This window comes from Brevundimonas sp. NPDC090276, from assembly GCF_044772165.1.
Taxonomy (GTDB): Bacteria; Pseudomonadota; Alphaproteobacteria; order Caulobacterales; family Caulobacteraceae; genus Brevundimonas.
Genome location: NZ_JBIVYK010000007.1, coordinates 1 through 16,666 on the forward strand (window position 1 = coordinate 1; position 16,666 = coordinate 16,666).

Here is a 16,666-nt window from a genome sequence, read left to right on the forward strand (position 1 = left end):
CCTCACTCTCCGCCTTGCCGCGGGATGGAGCAGCCCGGTAGCTCGTCAGGCTCATAACCTGAAGGTCGCAGGTTCAAATCCTGCTCCCGCACCCACTACAGTAGTACAATCGCCGTCCTGGTTCACCAGGGCGGCGATTTTGCCTTTCACGGTCAGCGCATACTTGCCCCGTTCCGGCAGCGGCGTGACCACGACCGTCTCGATCAGGCGGCGCACCAGATCGCGGGCCTCCGCCGCTGCCTCGCTGTCGCTGAGGTGAAGCGCCTGGGCGAGGTCGCTCACCACGCGGCGATAATGCTCGGCGATTCCTGGGTGCAGGGACACCGGCGAGAGCGCTTCCTCAGCCGCCAGTTCTGCTTCCAGCGTCGCGCGCTGGGCCTCGAGGGCGGCCAGTTTCTCCTTGATCGCGGCGCCGCTCAGGGCGCCGTCGGCCACTTGGTCGATCAGCCGGTCCGACCGGCGCTTGGCTTCCGCCAGGTCGGATTCCAGCTTGCTTCGTCGCCCCCGGATGTCTCGATTGCGCTTGTCCATTTCGAGGCGCGCCTCTTCCATGGCGGAGGCGACGATGTCAGGCGCCAGAAGGCGATCCCTGAGGGCCGCCAGGACCCGGTCAATGATGTCGGCGCCTTTGACGCCGCGCCCGTTGTCGCAGGCGGCCGGACCGCGCTCGCGTCTCCATGAGCAGACGAACCTCTGTTCAGAGCCGCTGCGGATCATGGGGCCGCCGCAGCAGCCGCAAGTCAGCTTGCCGCTGAGGAGATGCTTGGGTCGCACCGACGCCAATGACGATGTCTTCTGCGGGCCTAGCCTGTTTTCTTCATAGCGGGCTCGGACCTTGAGCCAGAGATCTTCCGGCACGATTCGCAGGGCCGCAACCTCCTGGCGGACGATGTTGGCGGGATCGCCCTTGCGCGCATTGCGAGCGCCGGTGCTCCGATCCTTCAGCCAGGTCTGCCGTCCGAATACCAGAATGCCGCGATAGAGTTCGTTGTGGATGACGCCGTTGCCGCGATCGGCGTTGCCGTTGATGGTCGAGGCGTTCCAGGTCCCGCCTCTAGGGCTGCGGACGCCACGCGCATTCAGGTCTGCCGCTATGGCGCGCGGGGAGGCGCCCGCGGCGTACTTGCGAAAGATCTCGACGACGACCTCGGCCTCGGTCGGGATGATATCGCGAAGACCCCTGATCGGTTCGCCCGCCGCGTCGAATTCGCGGCGGATGGCGTAACCTTAGACCCGCCCGCCGGTGTGGCGGCCATCACGAACCACGCCCTCCAGGCCCCGCCGGGTCTTTCGGCGGATTTCCTGGAGGAAGAGGGCGTTCATCGTGCCTTTCAGGCCGACGTGCAGTTCGTCGACGGCGCCTTCCGAGATCGTGTGAATGGCGACGCCGTGGAAGCGCAGGTCCTCATAGATGGCGGCGATATCAGCCTGCGATCGCGACAGTCGATCTAGAGCTTCGCAGATCACCACGTTGAACTCGCCACGCTTGGCGGCTCGCACCATGGAAAGAAGGCCGGGACGGTTGGCGGTCGAGGCGCCGGAGATGGCGGCGTCGTCATAGGCGTCGACGATCTTGATGCCCTGGCGGGCGGCGAAGGTGCGGCATGCGAGGAACTGATCCTCGATCGAGGTCTGCTTCTGCAGATCGCTAGAAAAGCGAGCGTAAAGGGCTGCGCGCATCAGAGTTTGGGCTCAGAAAGGGGAGGGGAAGGGCAGGTTTGCATTTCCACCGCCACCCGCGCTAGGGCGCGGACGAGCCCGGCGAGAAGGTCTTCCGCCAAGGCGGCTCGGGCTTCGGGCGGGAGGGATGTGTCCAGAGCGATGGTCTGAGCATGATTGCGTATGGTCGTGGCGATAGGCAGCGGCGACTTGAAGGCGACGCTGTCCGCATCGGCTAGGATGATGGCAGGACAGGTCGCCTTCGATGCCGATGAGGCGGCCGCTGGCATTGGCGCGCATGGCTGCTGCTGCTCGCGTCGCCCCGCAGCCTAAAGTCCATCAAGCAGGTCGTGAAGGATCTGCAGCTTTGCCATGACTTCAGGCGGTCTATCAAAATCGTATGGACGGACGGGGAGGGGACCAAAGGCGGCGACGCCAATGTCAGCCGCCATGGTCCTTAATTGGGTGAACTCTTGTTCGCTGAAGCGATCCTTCGATAGAGCTGCCAAATGGACGGAAGCCTGCACGAGCCGGTGGCCCATGAGCTTCACCATATAGTCCTGATGGCCCTCCAGGTCGGTGATGATCAAACGCCGAAGATACTCACTGACGCTGACGCCCGTGCCGGCGAGCTTCTCGGCCATCAAGCGTTGATAATGGGGTGAGATGTTCGTGACGATACGCGGGTTGAGAGAGGGCATTAACCACCAATTCGTGTAGCGGGGTGTCAGAGGTGTGACACCTTAGTGTGTGGAAAATGTTGGGAAAAGTGACATTTGGCCTGAGGGGTGTGGAAAGTGTAACTCCATTCGTAGTTTTATTGGTGAATGATATCAGCAAGTTACGGCGACGCAGTTGTGCGTAATGTGTGCCGCGCCCATGGGCGTTGTCGACAGAGTCCCGCGTGCGGGCTGGCCCTGACCTGAGTATGCGCAAACACCGACTGCGGTAGGGGCTTTCACCCTCTTGAGCGGGGCGAATGGAGCTCGAGAGAGGCGTCCATAAATCTGGGTTGGGGTGGCGGCTGCCAACTGCAGGCCCGCTTGAGCACGCAGCTCTAGCTGCTGAAAAAGTCTGCCACTTTGCAGTTCAGGCCTCGCGCCAGCGCAAACACCGCCTTGATGCCGACGTTGCGTTCTCCGCGTTCTATGCCGCCGATATAATTCCGATGCAGCTCCGACCGGTGCGCCAGCTCCTCCTGGCTGAGCTCGCGCGCAAGCCTTAGCTGCCTCACGGCCTTACCGAAGGCGAGAAGGTCCGGATCGGTTTCCACCTCCTTGACTTGCAGCTGAGTGTTGCGGTCATCTACACACTATCAGTGTGAATTCATGGGGACTGACATGTGGACTGAAGGCCTCTTGGCTCTGGATTATCTAATTGGAGAAGAGACCCATCTGGATGGAGCCGAGTTGAAGCAGCTTGTTCATCTCGCGTCCCTGGACGCCATGCGCCGGGCTGTCGCTGGCGGACTCGGCCCGGAGGGGGCTCAGGTTCTGCAAATCCTGTTGCTGCTGTGGGAGAGGCGGGTGCAGAAGCGGTCGGAAAGTCCCTATGTCGTTGCTGTGCATGATGTGGATTTGGAGGCCCTCCTGGATCTAGATGAGGGCCAAGTGCGCGAAGGGCTTCGTCAATTGCTCCCATTCGTTCGCGTGGACGACCTAGACCTCTACCTCTGCGGCGATATCGAACTGAGCTTGGAGCCGCTTCTCAATGGGGACGGTCTCCTTGCTGATCGGCTGGATCTGGTCTGGCGAACGACGCATGCGCGGGACTTGATTAAAGCGGCGACCGAAGCGGAAGAAGCCATTCATTGCTACCTGGGACAGCTGCAAGAAAGGGTGGATCCCCACGCTGGTGATCGATTGGCGATCTTGCAAACGCGGTGGCGCCAATATCTTTCTCATGAGCGTTTCGTCCGGCCCTACGATGTTCGGCAAGTGCGGTCGGACTTATGCGCTTTCGAAGATCAGACTGCGGAGCTGGCGCTTGTGCATGATGGTTTCGTCGGGCTGCTAGGTCGCGCAGATGAATATGGAGCGCTATTCTCCGAGCGACATAGATTGGCGCCCGGCGCTCGACTCCAAGCGTTACGCGGGCCCTATCGCGTCCGGTCGACGCGCCTTGATCGCCCTGCCGGGCGATTGGAGGTCGTGGGGTGAGGCAAGATCGCACGAGCAACGTGAGAGGGGAGTTCAGGATAATGTCTGGGTTAGGCATCACCATTTTTGATCCGGCCGAAGCGCTTACCGACCCCGAGCGCATGGCCGCTTATGTCGACGTGGTTGCGGAAGAGGCGGGCGATGATGTCGGAGAGATTCTCGGGGCGCTGGGCATCGCCGTCCGCGCGAGCGGCTCTGCGACGGCTGTGGCGATGAGCGCCGGCCTCACGCTAGAGGAACTCGAAACGGCGCTCGCAAAGGGGGCTCATCCGAGTTTCGAGGCGGTGCTGAAGATTGCGCGGGGTCTGGGCATGCATATCCGCTTTGCGGCGAAGAACGACGTACGGACCGGGAAAGGATGTGGATGAGACGTTGAAGGCGCGGTCCTTCAACATTGCCAGCCACATCGACGAGTTTGACGATGTGTTCGCGTATCGTGAGCCTTCATTCTTGCCGACTTATTTCGTGAAATTGGCCTCTGCATCCGGGGCGAGCCTTTTGAACGCCGAGGGTATGGACACCATGATTGATCGTCGAACTCTTAAACAACGGCGTGACGGTGATTTCGAGGCTCTAATGTGTGCCCTCAGCGAAGCTATAGCTCACGCAAAAGGCGAACCGGAGGGGGCGGGCGTCCGCGTCTTTGTTCCAGGTGAATCTCTGATCGAAAAATGCGGGGCGAAAGAGACCTCTCGTTAGAGGACTTGAAAGAGGCGCGTAGGTGGGGGCGCATTCCACCGCGGGCCTATCGGACGCTAGCCTCATTGAGGCGCGCCGCAGCGAGTAGCGTCAGACAATCAGCGGTGCTCCTGGAGGCCATCCAGGTGGACTGCTTCTGACTCAACACGGTCCTCGGTGAGGTCTGGTTTTGGGTGAGGCCCCGATCAGCCGCCGAAGGCTATGATATGCCTCGTTGGGCCAGCTCGGAAGGTTCTCCCCTGGATCGAAGCGCGCCTACATCGTTCCACGCCGTGGAGCGCCAGGATGTGATTTTCGCCTCATGCTCTGCCCAAAACCGCGCGTAGCAGCGGGGCATGGCGATTGCCTCGGCGCTGCAGCTCCGGCATGACATTGCAATGAGACCTCGACTAAAGGACGCGGACTTGCGCGCGGCGGCGATGAGCCGCCTCTTGGCGCATGCGGCCAGCACACCAGACACCCTGATCGTCAATGAACTCGGCCTCGCCCACGGCACCTCGCGCGTCGACATTGCGGTCATCAACGGACATATCCGGGGCGTCGAGATCAAGGCAGAGGCGGACAACCTCGACCGCTTGCCGCGACAAGTCGAGGCCTATGGTCGCGTCGTCGATCGGGCGACCCTGATCGCCGACGAGCGGCACCTCCCGCAGGCCCTTTCGCTCCTGCCGGACTGGTGGGGGGTCGTCTCGGCCCGCCGCGCGGCGAACGGAGCTGTCGTCTTCCGGCGATTGCGGGCAGAGCGGGCCAACCGATCGACGGATCCGATGACCGTGGCGCGGTTGCTCTGGCGCGACGAGGTCCGCGCTATTCTCGAGCGCCATGACTGCGACGCCCGCCTCCTTCGAGCCCCGCGGGCAGTTCTCTACGCCGAGCTGGTGGCTCGCTATCCCAAGACGAAACTGGCCGAGCTCGTGCGCCGGACACTCAAGGACCGTGGAAACTGGCGAGATCGTCCACGACCCGCGTGATGTGGTGATTGGTGCCCACCCAGCGCCAAGTCGTCAGATTGCCCGTACTTTTCGTCTTTGCGTGGCAGTCGCGGATGTAGTCGCTACCGGCCGAATAGCCCGTCGCCGCCATATGGCCTGAAGAGATCACAGTCCCGCACTGGCCCCGATACTGGTCGAAGCCGTTGTCGCGGACATTGTTGCCCTTGGTGATGAACCAGCCGTCCGTGACGGTGTAGCGAATGGTGGCCGAGGGCTTGAGCAGCCGCATGTCACCCCCGGGAATGTCGGCGGAAGCGATGGCGTAGTCGCCAAAAGTGAGCGTTCGGAAGCTTGCGGGAAGGGCGGCCGCGACGCCCTTGTACAGCTTCCATTCCTGCCGCGGCAGGATGTGGCTGCCCACCTTGACTTCGCCCATGGACGCCGGGAAGGAAGTTCCGACTAGGATCAGGCTCCGCACCTCGACATAGACGGGGCTCGACTGCAGCAGGGCGCTCACCAGGGCGATTAGATCGGCGAGCGGCTCGAAATTCTTCGCGGCCAGATCGAGGATCAGATCGGTCTGCGGCAGAGCCGCGCCCAGTGAGTTGACAAGGCTGGCCAGGGTCGCTGGAAAGCCCGGGTCCGCAATGTCGTCCAGACTGACCCGTACGGCGACTCCACGGCCGTCCATCGCCAGGGCGGATGCGATCGCATTGTAATGGGCAAGGTCCCGACCCAAGCTCGTAACCGGGGTGACGGTTCCGCCCCGGGACCGGGCCTCATCCATTAGATAGGTTAGGGGATGCACGCTGCCGATCATCCGCGCGACGGGATCAAGCAGGCTCGTGTCCAGGAAGGCCGGACGCGTCCCCCACTTCTTCTCGAGCCGTGAGGCGAAGGGCGTCAGCTGACTGTCGATGGTCTTCTTAAACTTGTGGGTCTCGAAGTCCCATTCCGGCGGCGTTACCTCGATCAGCGGCTTGACCTGCGCTTTGGTGGCGGCGTGAAGCCGCATCAGGGCTTGGTACTCGCCCTGTCGCCATTTCAGCACCGGGACATAGGTCTTGGCGCTCACTCCCATGCCAGACCCTCCTGCGCCGCCTGCAGTCGAACCTCGCCGGTGCCGACGAGACCACGTAGCAGGGTGTAGTCCCCGGCTTCACGACGGATCCTGCCGGCGATGATCGCCGGATGGATGCCCAGGCGGGCGGCGTCGGTCGTGACCGCCTTCTCCGTGCGGGTGAAGCGGGACACGCAGAGGCGCCACTGTTCCTCAGGGATCAGCGCCTGCTGGGCGAACCTGTCCGCCTCGTCCTCAATCGGGGAGGCGTCCGGGGCGTCCGTATCGTCGAATATGGCTTGGTAGCCGCCTTCCCGGATGTGCAGCGCTAGGTGGCCGACCTCATGCAGCAGGGTGAACCAGAAATTGTCCAGCCGGTCATGGCGCAGGGTGAGGGCGGCGATCGCGACATGCGACGGACTGCGGAGCGCCGCTCCGTCAACCAGGGTGCCGGGCAGGTGAGGTTCCAAGACCAAGGCGATGCCAGCATCAAAAAGATACTGCCGTGCGCGTCCGACGCCATCCTCGTAGGGGCTCAGGCGAACTAGGCCGTTCAGCCAGTCCGCAGTGACCGTCGCCGGGTCGAAGGCCAAAGGCGGGCGTTGCCGGTCTGCCAAGATACAGACCCGCGCTTCCCACGCTGCCAATGCGCCCATCTGCGGGTTCGAACCGCTGCGGAAGGTGCGGCGATGCAGCGCCATCGGTTGCAGGGCGTAGGCGGCCTGCCGGAAGAAGGCGGGAACGAGGACATCGGCGGTCTTCCGCGCCTCAGCCGCATTGCCCCGGAAGTCATCAAAATAGCCGCGCTTGAACATCTCGGTGACGGGATAGGTAGCCAGGGCGGCATCGGCGGTCGGTGGGGCGGCGCGAAGCTGAGCGCTTTCCCGCACGGTGATGTCGAGCGCCGCCGTCACTTCGGACAACCGTTCGAGACTAGCCGACCGGTAGCGTTCGGCCTCGTAGCGCTGAACCTGCTGTTCGGCGATCCCGAGGAAGGCGCCCAGGTCCTTCTGGCTCATTCGCCGGGCGATCCGGGCGCGGATCAGGATGTCCGGGAGGTCGTGGAGACCCTCGGCCTCGAAGTCAGTGACCGCGCCCGACTGAAGCGCATCATACTCCGCCACCTCAGCTTCCAGCTCGTCGATCTGGCTTTTCAGCCCATCCGACTGGGCCTTGCGCAGGAGCGGATGAACCTCGGTCGTCGCCTCGCCGAGGCGGACGAGATCGGCCTTGAGCCGTTCGATGGCCGCGCGGGCCGAGCGGTACTGTTTGTCGTTGGTGATCACAGGGTCGCTCCTTTCGGCGCGTTGAGGTTGATGCGGATGATGCCCTTGGGGCGATCAGTGAATTTCTCGGTCTGAAAAAAGCCCAGAAGTCCGGGATCGTGCGGCAACTCCACGAGGAACATCTCGCCAAGATACTTGGCCTTCTGCGCCGCCCGCTTGTTGGTGAAATCCAGCAGCACAGGATCCAGCTTCAACGGATCGACACCGGTGAGGTCCCAGCAGCCGTCGAAATCCCCGGGGTGGGGTTTGGCCGTGATGAAGCTGCCGTCCAGAAAGATAGTCCGACATCCCGCCGCTTCGAGATTCTCGACGACGCGCAGGAAGCCTCCATAGAGCCAGGCCCGATGCGGCGTCGTGGCGAACCGCGCCGACACCTCGGCGAGGGCGGCATCGTGAATGCCGGGAGGCAAGACCGGCCAAGGCGCCGGCGAGCCCAGATCAATGAAATCAGGGATCATAGGAACACAATAATATTGTTGTGTAAGAAGGTCAAATTTCGCAAGCCGCCGTTCGGTGTTCAATCAAATCACCAACTCGATCGGCTCTCCTCGTCCTTCCAACTGACATCAGCGGGAGGGCTGCCCAGGGCGTTGCTGCGCTTCAGGATGCCGCCTGTCTGGCCTCGCGAATGTCGATCCGGGCGCGACGGCCGTGCTTGTCCATCAGATGTAGGAGGTTGGCCCCGTTCAGCAGGGTGAGGGGCTTGCCGTTGGCGAACTGATAGGCGTCGGGCCCATAGTCCGCAGTCGTGACCAAAATCCCCTTGGAGGCACCTTCGTTCATGACCGTGCCATAGAGGTCGCGTACCGCTGCGACGCCAACCGTACGGGTATAGCGTTTGGCCTGGATGACGATCTTGCCGCCGCTGATTGGGTCGGGGTCGAAGGCGACGGCGTCCACGCCCCCGTCGCTGCTGGAACGCGTGACCTTGACCTCGCCGCCGCGCGAGCGGAACTCCTCCTCGAAAAGTTCGCGGACCAGATGCTCGAAGTCCTCCCACGACATGCTGGCGAGGTTCGTGCCTTCATCAAGGGTCTGCGCGACGTCTCGACCCTCGATGAAGCGACGGTCTTCGCGGTCCATCTCCATGACAGGCGGCACGGCGGTCAGCGAGGCTAGGCTGGCTGCGGACACTCCCTTGAGGCTCTTGAAACATGCCTTGGGGTCGACGCGGGCGAGATCGATCGCCTCGAAGCTGGCGCGATCCACCAGGACCGACAGCAGGCAGGCGCGGGCTTCCTGACCGGTGCGGGGGTCGACGTATTCGACCTGACCATTGAAGAGGATGCGATCAATGTTGCGATCAACGTCCGCTTCGAACAATTCGTGCAGCGTGCGCAGGCAGATTTGATAGGCGACGCTTTCGAAATTGGCCTTGTGATCACGTTCGGAGATCAGGGTCTCCTTCATTTCCCCGGTGGCCTTGATGAACCGCACGATCTTCACGGCCGGCAGGGTGTCCGGCGCGGGCAGGTCGTAGCTGACGAGCAGCAGGCGATCCTCAGGCCGGTGCCGGACTTCGTATGACTTCTCGAACAGACCGTTGTAGTCGGAGGCCTCCAAAACGAGACTGGCGTGTTCGACGACCGCTTCCGGATCGCCCGCTGACACAGACATACGCAGGGCGTCGACCTTGGCGTTGGCTTCGGCCTGTTCGGCGAGGAAGGCGTTGTTGGCGACCTCGTGCTCGTCCCAGAAGTCTTTCTCGGCCTTCTGCCAGTGACCGACCTCGGCGGCGTGGCGGGAGCGGCCGAGCGCTTCCTGGGCCTCCCAGGCGGCCACGGCTTCGCGATGCTTGCCGGCGGCCTCCTCGCTGATGCGCTCTGCCTTGCCGATCAAACGGTTCCAGAAAGAGATGGTCGGCGCCGTAAAGGTCGGGGCGGGGAAAGGGGTGAAGACGGGCTTTGCCTGCGGGAAGCGCAGAGGCATTGGATAGGCGCTACGGTCCTTCAGAGCTTCCCAGTCGACAGCGTCGTTGATCGAGAGGGTGTGCGCCAGGATACGGCCCAGGCTGTCGAGCCGCTGAAGGGCGTCCGCCGTCATCTCGTCCGCCGACTCCTTGCCGGACTGCAGCAGGGCCTTGATCTGATGCTGCTCCCACTTCTCGTCCCAGGCGGCGAGCAGGGCGTCGACCTTGCTCTGGAGAATGAACCTCTCCGGCGCGCTAAGCTCCCGATGCAGGTTCATCTTCGAATGGCGCACGTCGATGTAGTAACGAAGGATGCGCGTACCGGCGGCGTTCCAGCGCGCGGTGAGAGGACTGGCGACGATATTGTCGAGGTTGGATGATCTAAGAACGAGGTCCGCCACAAATCCCCCTGGAAGAACGCGAATCAACGAAAGTTGTGCGTTGGGAGATGTACCTCTCGCCTACGAGGGCGCAACCCTGGGTATTTCCTCTTCAGGAAAGAACGCATGCGCCACTGGCCGTTTGCGATACTCCAAACTGCGGTTCCGCTGCCTACTTAGGGCCCTGACAGCAAGCGTCCTCAAAATCCGTTAAGCGTCAGTTTGCGAACTCACCGCGCCTGAAAGCTGTCTGCGCATACGCGCGGAATGTCGTGTTTACGAGCGACAGTGAAAGACCGCTTGTGGCGCGTTTCTGTCGTCAGGGGGCATCAGCCTCGAAGATGTCGAAGAGGCCATAGTTCTTTAGCGTCTTACCGATGCCCCAGCGTAAGGGTCAGCAGGCCCATCGGTCTGTTTCGGCTGCGAAGATAGAGCATCTATCGATGGCGGCAGCGGCGCCAGAATAGACTGCGGTCTTGGAGCCTTCCCTGTGAAGGCCAAACTCACGCCATGTAGGCCTTGGGCGATGCTCGCCGCGCCGAACAGGATGAAGCAACCAACAATCACCGTGGCTGCACGCCGGATGTTCATCCGACCGGACAACATTAGCAACCCGAGGGAAGCCACGGCTATGACGGCGATGCTTGTTGCAACAGGCCCCAATAGGAGCTCCTGCACCCATTGCGTCCCCGCGAGGAACACGTTGGGGGCAGCGGATCCGGTGGCGACACCTAGTGTCATGGTTGCGCTCGCAGCTTGATCTCCGACACGCCCCGCCGTCCCCCACTGCGCGTCAGCTGCACATAGACGTCGATGGTTGAGCGGACATAGTGGATCACATCCTCACGCTTAAGCCGGGTTCCGCCCTGCAGAACGAGGAGGGCGATCTGCTCAATCGCGCGTTCGGGGCTGTCGGCATGGACCGTCGTCATCGATCCTGGGTGGCCCGTGTTGACGGCCCGCAGAAAGGTGTAGGCTTCAGGCCCGCGTAATTCCCCCAGGATCACCCTGTCTGGCCGCATGCGCAGCGAGGCGTTCAGCAGGTCCTCCGCCGTGACCGCGGCTTCGCCCAGGGCGCTGCGCGCCGCCAGCAGACCAACGGCGTTGGGATGGCGCAGATGAAGTTCGGGCGTGTCCTCGATGAAGATCAGCCGCTCTTCGGTCGGGATCTCTCGCATCAAGGCGTTGAGGAAGGTCGTCTTGCCGGTGGAGGTGCCGCCGGAGATCAGGATGTTGCGCCGGCCTTTGATGGCGGCGGAGAGCAGTCCGGCGATGTCGCCGGACGCCAACCGCTCCTGAAGAAGCGCGTCCAGGTCCGAGGGATAGCCGACTGAGCCGAGTTGCGTGGTCTCGAAGGCGCCGGAGGCGACGTAGTCGTTCAGGGTCAGGTCCGACGAGACGTGCTTGCGGATGGCCAGAGCGATATGGCCCCGCGTCGCCGGCGGGATGATGATCTGCACCCGTTCACCGCCGGGCAGAGCAGCGGACAGGATAGGGTGTTCGCGATTGACGCCCTGGTGGGCGTAGGCGGCGATCTGACGTGCGAGGCGCATGAGAACGTCATGGGTGAGGCCCGCGACCTGATGATGCTCGATCCCGCCGCCCAAGGTTTCCGCCCAGAGCTCTCCGGGGGCGTTGACGTAGACGTCCGTGACGTCTTCGCGGGCGAGAATGTCGGCGAAGGGCGCCAGATAGCTGCGCAGATAGACCTGGCCTTCAGGGAGCGGGCGGTTCACCGCTTCGCCTCGCCCGACGGGAACTCCAGATCGCGGGCGACCAGCGCTGTGACCCTGACCCCAGCGTCTACGCGAAGGGTCGGCTGGGGCCGGGAAGGCGTGGCTGATGCGGCTGCGCCCTGGATGGCGCCCGGCAGGGCGACCACGACGGGGGCGTCCCGACTTAGGCTTTGCCCTGCGAGGTTGGCGCCGACGTTCAGGGTTGTCTGCAGCAAGGCGTCGCCGAAGCGGGCGAGGAAGTGGTTGTTGACGCGGCCGGGAATGCCAGCGCGGCCCTGAATATCGGCGGCCGGGGAGGCGAGAGCCATGGTGACGCCGTCCGGTCGGACGAGACGGGTCCACTGGACGAGGGCGCGCCTTTGGCCCGCCGCCATGTCAGCCTGATATTCGCCGAACAGCCGCGTGCCACGCGGGATGAGGATGCGGCTGCCGTCGAACCCCGTCACGTCGCGAGACACGATGGCCCGGACGTGGCCGGGTCGCGTGGAGTCCAGAGCCGTCTCAAGCACCGCCTGGATCAGCGTGCCCTGCGGGACCGTCGTGGCGCGGCGATCCAGCCGTGTCGCCTGGACTGAACCGTCTTCCGCCCTTGTATCCGTCGCGGCGCTGTCAGCGTTGGAGATCGTCGCCGATCCCGTGGTGGTGTCGATCACCAGGACTGCGCTGCTTGAGGCGGATGGCTGAGGGGGGGCGGCCATCGGCGGCGACGATGAAGCCCAGGGCGGCGGCGCGTAGTTGGGCGGCGGAGGCTGAGGCGCGAACGGCGAAGCCGGCGGCTGGGGAGACGCCTGTTGCAGCGGCGGCGGCGCCGTCAGGATTTCCGCCGTCCCGGAAAGCGGCGGAGCCGGAGGAGGCGGCGGCTCGGGGATGATGTAGAGCGGCGGAAGGGTTGCCGACATCTGCATCGCATCTGCGGTTCGGACTTGCGTCGTCGGCGCTGTCAGGGCGCGGCGCTGGGCGTCCAGAACGCTGAACAGCAGGACGCCGCCCAGAACGACGCCGCCGATAAGCAGCCAGAGGGGGGCACCGCCGCCGCGTTTGGCGACGATGGGGCGGATGTCCGCCTCGTTGCCTTCTTGAAGGCGGGGATCCTTGACGTGGACGTTCACCGGGCGGACCTGGGGCGGATGCGATTGGCGCGCGCGGTTTGGCGCTCCAGCCGGAAAAGCAACGTGGGATGGACGGCGTCCACCACATAGCGTCCGTCGCGCATGTGACCGTCGAGAAGAACTTCGTCGCCGCGTTCGTCGATGGCGAAGACCGCCGGAAGCGTCTGTTGTGCGCGCCACTCGACATAGGTGCGCACACCATCGTCGCTGATCGCGCTCGGACGCAGGGCGCGGGCGCCGCTTAGTCTGTATCGGCCGACCTCGGCCTGGGCGGTCTGCTCGTTTGCGTCCCGGGGGCGTCCGTCGGGATAGGCGAAGCGCACTGTGTAGGGCGTCTCGGCGGTGGGGCCGTAGGCCGCCGACAGCTCGAAGCTGTAGACGCGCGCATCAGTGATGACCGTCATATTGGTCACGCCGTTCGAGCGCAGCGGCTTGAGGAAGAGGGCGTCGCCGCGGCGGTTGAGCGTCGCCTGCCAGGCCTCGCTGTCGCCGATGGCGACATTCTCCACCCGCTCATCGGGACTGAAGATCAAGGTCATCTGGTAGTTGGTCGCGGCCGTGAGGCGCACGACCTGGGCAGGATCATAAGGGATGACGCGCAGGCGCGGATCGCTCGGGGTTTGGGCTGACGCCTCAATGTGGGCGGGCGACGTCTGGGCGACGGCCGGCGCACCGAGCAGTAGGGCAAGCAGAGGGATGAGGCGTTTCACGGCGTCACCTCCCCTGGGGAGGCGACCATGACGTCTTCCGCCTCAATCGGCACGGCGTCCTGGATGTCGCGCGTGGTTGCAGCATCGACCGGGGTCAGGGTCTCGGGATCGCGCCGGTACTTCAGCACCTGGAAGCCCAGGGGGTTGAGGAAGCGGTCCTCGGCGGACATGGGCTCGCCGGAGAAGCGATACTCGACGATGGCGACCCAGGGCACGGCGGAATGATAGGGGCCGTCGGCGTCGCGCCTGACGGTCTCGAAGCGAACGAGCGCCGATCGGTCGTCCAAGCGCGACACGCTCTTCACGCGCGTCTCAATGACGGAGGTGCGGGGGTAGCGCGTCAGCGGACTGTCGATGTTGGAGGCCTGCATCAGGGCCAGGTAGTCCGAGCGCGCCTGCTCCGCCGACCACAGGCCGACCTTGCGATAGTCGGTCTGTAGCGTGGCCATGTCGAAGCCTTCGCGGGCGATGACGTACTGGACCAGCATGGACTGGACCAGCGCCTTGTCCGGCGTGATCTGACCGGGATCTAACGGTTTCAGCGCCTGGACGAAGCCGGTCGTGCGATCAACCATCAGGGTATAGGGCTCGACCGTCTTCAGCGGCATCAGCACGATGAGGGCGCAGGCCTCGGCCACGGCCACGGCGGCGGCCGCGCTCGCCACGATCCAGGCGATGCGGCGAGACTTCTGCAAGCCGGTGATCTTGTCCGTCGCCCAGCTCCCGGCTTCACGATAGTAGGCGTCGAGCGCCTCGCGGCTTGATTTCTTCATGAACGACGGTCTCGAAGCACGGCGCTGACGGATTTCCGCGGTCGGGTGCGACGCAGGGCCTGACCAGTGGTGGGAATGGCGAAGTCGTCGCCGGTGTTGAAACCGCCGCCAGGCGAGCGACCTGTTACGGCGGCTAGCGCTCCGGTCGACATGGGCGGAGAGCTGGCCCGCTCGCGGCGCTGCGCCGCCATCAGGGCGCTGGCGACGGCCTGGGCGCGAGGCGCGGCGTGCTCCGGCGCGGTCCGCTCCGGCGGCATGACGTTGGGCTGCGGCTCAGGGCGAGCGGGGGCGGGCGCCGTCTCCTTCATCTCGCTTCGCCCCGCCTGCACGTGGACGGTGAAGGCCAGACGCAGGAGGATGCCGAGTGATGCGAACAGGGAGAGGGCGAAGGCCAGGCAGATGACCAGAAGCTCGATGGGCGCGGCGGCGGCGAGAGCATTGCTCTGGCGCAACTGGATGACCTGGGCCAGCCAGGGCTCAAGCAAGGCCAGCTGGACGCCCAGCACCATGGTCGTCGCGACGGAGGCCAGCAGGGCGAAGAGCAAGGCGCGAAGCCAGCCGACAAAGAGGCCGCTGGCCATGTCAAACAGCAGCAATCCGGCGAAGAGCGGCGCCAGGGCCAGCAACACCCCTGCGGTCAGGCGGACGGCGGCGAAGGCGGCGATGGTGCTGGACAGGAAGAAGACGCGGGCCCAGCCCAGGGCGGCATTGTCGGCGATGGGCGTGCGTTGCGCCGGTTCGTTCGGATTGGCTGAGGGCAGGACGGCGAGGTCGTCGCGTCCGGTACCGTAGTTGATCAGGCGGATGATGGAGGTGTCGGCGCTCTGGAGGCGGTTGACCAGATCGCCGTCTCTACCGGGCAGCCCGGCGGCGCGGCCAAGCGCCGCGCTGAGTTGCGCCGGTCCCTGGACGACGACGTCATAGACGACGGTGCGATAGCCGGGCCAGCTGGCGGCGATCGTCAGCACCACGCCGATCTTGACGACGGCCATGACCCCGTCGCGCACCGTCGGCGTCTGGCCGAGCATCATCCGCAGGCCGAACAGGGCGATGAAGATCGTCAGCAGGCCCGTCAGCGCCAAGGCGAAGGGCGAGCCGGGATCGGCCAGGGCCTGGTAGCCGTCGGCGCCGATGGTCTGTGCCTGGCAGTCGATGTGGCGCAGCAGGGTCGAGAGGAAGGCCTCGCCGGTGGAAAGCCTTGGACAGGTCGCCATGGTCAGGCCCGCTCCAGCAGCGGGGCCATCCAGTCGGCGGGTTCATCGCCGACCGAGGCGCGGATGTCGTCGAGCAGGCGAACCGAGCGCTCGCGGCCCGACAGGATGGTCAGAATGTCCTTCTCGCCCGACAGGTCGAGACGGACGACGACGCTTTCGCCGCCGCGCTTGATCAGGAAGCAGTGGGCGCTGTCCGGCAGGGTGCGGATCAGGTCGTACTCATGCGGCGTCAGGCCGAAGCCGCCGATATAGTCCTCCGCGCGGGCCTTGGCGTTGACCATGAAGATCTGGGTCGCGGCCTGTTCGATGATGGCGCTGGCGATGCGGCTTTCCAGCGCGTCCTGCGCGCTCTGGGTGGCGAAGCCGACGATGCCGTTGCGCTTGCGGATTGTCTTTTCCCAGTCCTTGATGCGCCGCACGAAGACCTCGTCGTCCAGCGCCTTCCAGCCCTCGTCGACGACGATGATGGCGGGGGAGCCATCGAGCCGCTCCTCCACCCGGTGGAAGAGGTACATCATGGCCGGAGTACGCACGGCCGGATCGTCCAGCAGCACGGTCATGTCGAAGCCGACCGTCCGGACCGAGAGGTCGGTCAGGTCATCGGAGTTGTCGAACAGCCAGGCGCGTTCGCCGTCGCCCCACCAGGGGCGCAGCCGCGACCAGAGATCGCCGGCGCGAGGGCGATGCCCGCCGCGGAACAGTTCCACCAGATGGCGCAGGCGACGGTGCGCGGCCGGCTGGTCGTAGCTGGCGCTGACGGCCTCTCGGATTCGCTCCAACTCCTCGAGATCGGCGCCGCCGGCGAGCTGGCTGAGCCAGTCGACTAGGAAACCACGATTTGCCGGGGTGTCTTCGAGCTGAAGCGGATTGAGGCCGGAGGCCTGGCCCGGTCGTAGCTGGTCGTAGCGACCGCCGATGGCGCGGATGAACAGTTCGGCCCCCCGGTCCTTGTCGAAGAAGATGATGCGCGGATCCAGCTTGCGCGCCTGGGCCAGCAGGAAGTTGAGGATGACCGTCTTGCCTGAGCCGGAGGGGCCGAT

Annotated in this window: 18 protein-coding genes, 1 tRNA gene and 1 pseudogene; 5 read left to right on the forward strand and 15 right to left on the reverse strand. The window is 64.5% G+C overall.

From position 1 onward, the window contains the following. Window positions 1-18 precede the first annotated feature (18 nt). Window positions 19-95 (forward strand) — tRNA-Met (locus tag ACIQTU_RS15620). On the opposite strand, the gene ACIQTU_RS15625 is transcribed toward ACIQTU_RS15620, so the two are convergent. The 4 genes from ACIQTU_RS15625 to ACIQTU_RS15640 form a co-directional block, all read right to left on the reverse strand. Beyond that, the gene (locus tag ACIQTU_RS15625; protein WP_400549297.1) at window positions 52-1,218 is read right to left on the reverse strand and encodes a recombinase family protein; all 1,167 of its coding nucleotides are present in this window, start codon (window positions 1,216-1,218) and stop codon (window positions 52-54) included. The genes ACIQTU_RS15620 and ACIQTU_RS15625 overlap by 44 nt on opposite strands. Before the next feature lie 9 nt (window positions 1,219-1,227). Continuing rightward, window positions 1,228-1,680: a recombinase family protein gene (locus tag ACIQTU_RS15630; protein ID WP_400549250.1), complete on the reverse strand. Its 453-nt coding sequence runs from the start codon at window positions 1,678-1,680 to the stop codon at window positions 1,228-1,230. A 308-nt stretch (window positions 1,681-1,988) separates the two neighbouring features. Next, complete coding sequence (locus ACIQTU_RS15635; RefSeq protein ID WP_400549253.1) at window positions 1,989-2,360, reverse strand: hypothetical protein; 372 nt, start codon at window positions 2,358-2,360, stop codon at window positions 1,989-1,991. A 356-nt stretch (window positions 2,361-2,716) separates the two neighbouring features. Next, complete coding sequence (locus ACIQTU_RS15640; RefSeq protein WP_114818741.1) at window positions 2,717-2,932, reverse strand: helix-turn-helix domain-containing protein; 216 nt, start codon at window positions 2,930-2,932, stop codon at window positions 2,717-2,719. Between the two features lie 67 nt (window positions 2,933-2,999). Here ACIQTU_RS15640 and ACIQTU_RS15645 point away from each other — a divergent pair, with 67 nt between their 5' ends. From ACIQTU_RS15645 to ACIQTU_RS15660, 4 genes are all read left to right on the forward strand, one after another. After that, entirely contained in the window at window positions 3,000-3,818 is an 819-nt protein-coding gene (locus ACIQTU_RS15645; RefSeq protein WP_400549256.1) for a hypothetical protein, read from the forward strand. 41 nt (window positions 3,819-3,859) lie between these two features. After that, window positions 3,860-4,186, forward strand: a complete 327-nt coding sequence (locus ACIQTU_RS15650) for an addiction module antidote protein (RefSeq protein WP_400549259.1) — start codon at window positions 3,860-3,862, stop codon at window positions 4,184-4,186. Next, a complete protein-coding gene (locus ACIQTU_RS15655) occupies window positions 4,179-4,517 on the forward strand; it encodes a hypothetical protein (RefSeq protein ID WP_400549262.1) in 339 nt (112 codons plus the stop codon). Before ACIQTU_RS15650 ends, ACIQTU_RS15655 begins: the two co-directional genes overlap by 8 nt. Window positions 4,518-4,852: 335 nt before the next feature. Further along, complete coding sequence (locus ACIQTU_RS15660) at window positions 4,853-5,488, forward strand: sce7726 family protein (RefSeq protein WP_400549264.1); 636 nt, start codon at window positions 4,853-4,855, stop codon at window positions 5,486-5,488. Here ACIQTU_RS15660 and ACIQTU_RS15665 read toward each other — a convergent pair. The 11 genes and pseudogenes from ACIQTU_RS15665 to ACIQTU_RS15715 all read right to left on the reverse strand — a co-directional run. Continuing rightward, window positions 5,445-6,530, reverse strand: coding sequence for a beta family protein (locus ACIQTU_RS15665; RefSeq protein ID WP_400549267.1), 1,086 nt, complete (start codon window positions 6,528-6,530; stop codon window positions 5,445-5,447). The genes ACIQTU_RS15660 and ACIQTU_RS15665 overlap by 44 nt on opposite strands. Next, a complete protein-coding gene (locus ACIQTU_RS15670; protein WP_400549270.1) occupies window positions 6,521-7,795 on the reverse strand; it encodes an XRE family transcriptional regulator in 1,275 nt (424 codons plus the stop codon). The genes ACIQTU_RS15665 and ACIQTU_RS15670 overlap by 10 nt, the downstream gene beginning before the upstream one ends. Then, window positions 7,792-8,316, reverse strand: coding sequence for a DUF6932 family protein (locus ACIQTU_RS15675; RefSeq protein WP_400549273.1), 525 nt, complete (start codon window positions 8,314-8,316; stop codon window positions 7,792-7,794). The genes ACIQTU_RS15670 and ACIQTU_RS15675 overlap by 4 nt, the downstream gene beginning before the upstream one ends. A gap of 79 nt (window positions 8,317-8,395) precedes the next feature. Continuing rightward, on the reverse strand, window positions 8,396-10,105 hold the full coding sequence (locus tag ACIQTU_RS15680; protein ID WP_400549276.1) for a restriction endonuclease: 1,710 nt from the start codon (window positions 10,103-10,105) through the stop codon (window positions 8,396-8,398). A 342-nt stretch (window positions 10,106-10,447) separates the two neighbouring features. After that, window positions 10,448-10,825: a TrbC/VirB2 family protein gene (locus tag ACIQTU_RS15685; RefSeq protein WP_400549279.1), complete on the reverse strand. Its 378-nt coding sequence runs from the start codon at window positions 10,823-10,825 to the stop codon at window positions 10,448-10,450. Then, entirely contained in the window at window positions 10,822-11,820 is a 999-nt protein-coding gene (virB11, locus tag ACIQTU_RS15690; RefSeq protein WP_400549282.1) for a P-type DNA transfer ATPase VirB11, read from the reverse strand. The genes ACIQTU_RS15685 and virB11 overlap by 4 nt, the downstream gene beginning before the upstream one ends. Continuing rightward, window positions 11,817-12,929 (reverse strand): TrbI/VirB10 family protein, encoded by a 1,113-nt coding sequence (locus tag ACIQTU_RS15695; protein WP_400549285.1) that lies wholly within the window; start codon window positions 12,927-12,929, stop codon window positions 11,817-11,819. Before ACIQTU_RS15695 ends, virB11 begins: the two co-directional genes overlap by 4 nt. After that, window positions 12,926-13,639, reverse strand: a complete 714-nt coding sequence (locus ACIQTU_RS15700) for a TrbG/VirB9 family P-type conjugative transfer protein (RefSeq protein WP_400549288.1) — start codon at window positions 13,637-13,639, stop codon at window positions 12,926-12,928. Before ACIQTU_RS15700 ends, ACIQTU_RS15695 begins: the two co-directional genes overlap by 4 nt. Further along, a complete protein-coding gene (locus ACIQTU_RS15705) occupies window positions 13,636-14,412 on the reverse strand; it encodes a virB8 family protein (protein ID WP_400549291.1) in 777 nt (258 codons plus the stop codon). The genes ACIQTU_RS15700 and ACIQTU_RS15705 overlap by 4 nt, the downstream gene beginning before the upstream one ends. Then, window positions 14,409-15,626 (reverse strand): type IV secretion system protein, encoded by a 1,218-nt coding sequence (locus ACIQTU_RS15710; protein ID WP_400549294.1) that lies wholly within the window; start codon window positions 15,624-15,626, stop codon window positions 14,409-14,411. The genes ACIQTU_RS15705 and ACIQTU_RS15710 overlap by 4 nt, the downstream gene beginning before the upstream one ends. 2 nt (window positions 15,627-15,628) lie before the next feature. Continuing rightward, a pseudogene (locus ACIQTU_RS15715) lies at window positions 15,629-16,666 on the reverse strand (VirB4 family type IV secretion/conjugal transfer ATPase); the annotation flags it as partial.

What these genes read in the sequence shown, in the direction of transcription:
- ACIQTU_RS15635 (WP_400549253.1), bottom strand. Translation starts at nt 2,360, where the DNA reads ATGCCCTCTCTCAACCCGCGTATCGTCACGAACATCTCACCCCATTAT.
- ACIQTU_RS15645 (WP_400549256.1), top strand. Translation starts at nt 3,000, where the DNA reads ATGTGGACTGAAGGCCTCTTGGCTCTGGATTATCTAATTGGAGAAGAG.
- ACIQTU_RS15660 (WP_400549264.1), top strand. Translation starts at nt 4,853, where the DNA reads ATGGCGATTGCCTCGGCGCTGCAGCTCCGGCATGACATTGCAATGAGA.
- ACIQTU_RS15710 (WP_400549294.1), bottom strand. Translation starts at nt 15,626, where the DNA reads ATGGCGACCTGTCCAAGGCTTTCCACCGGCGAGGCCTTCCTCTCGACC.
- ACIQTU_RS15705 (WP_400549291.1), bottom strand. Translation starts at nt 14,412, where the DNA reads ATGAAGAAATCAAGCCGCGAGGCGCTCGACGCCTACTATCGTGAAGCC.
- ACIQTU_RS15665 (WP_400549267.1), bottom strand. Translation starts at nt 6,530, where the DNA reads ATGGGAGTGAGCGCCAAGACCTATGTCCCGGTGCTGAAATGGCGACAG.
- ACIQTU_RS15650 (WP_400549259.1), top strand. Translation starts at nt 3,860, where the DNA reads ATGTCTGGGTTAGGCATCACCATTTTTGATCCGGCCGAAGCGCTTACC.
- ACIQTU_RS15630 (WP_400549250.1), bottom strand. Translation starts at nt 1,680, where the DNA reads ATGCGCGCAGCCCTTTACGCTCGCTTTTCTAGCGATCTGCAGAAGCAG.
- ACIQTU_RS15685 (WP_400549279.1), bottom strand. Translation starts at nt 10,825, where the DNA reads ATGACACTAGGTGTCGCCACCGGATCCGCTGCCCCCAACGTGTTCCTC.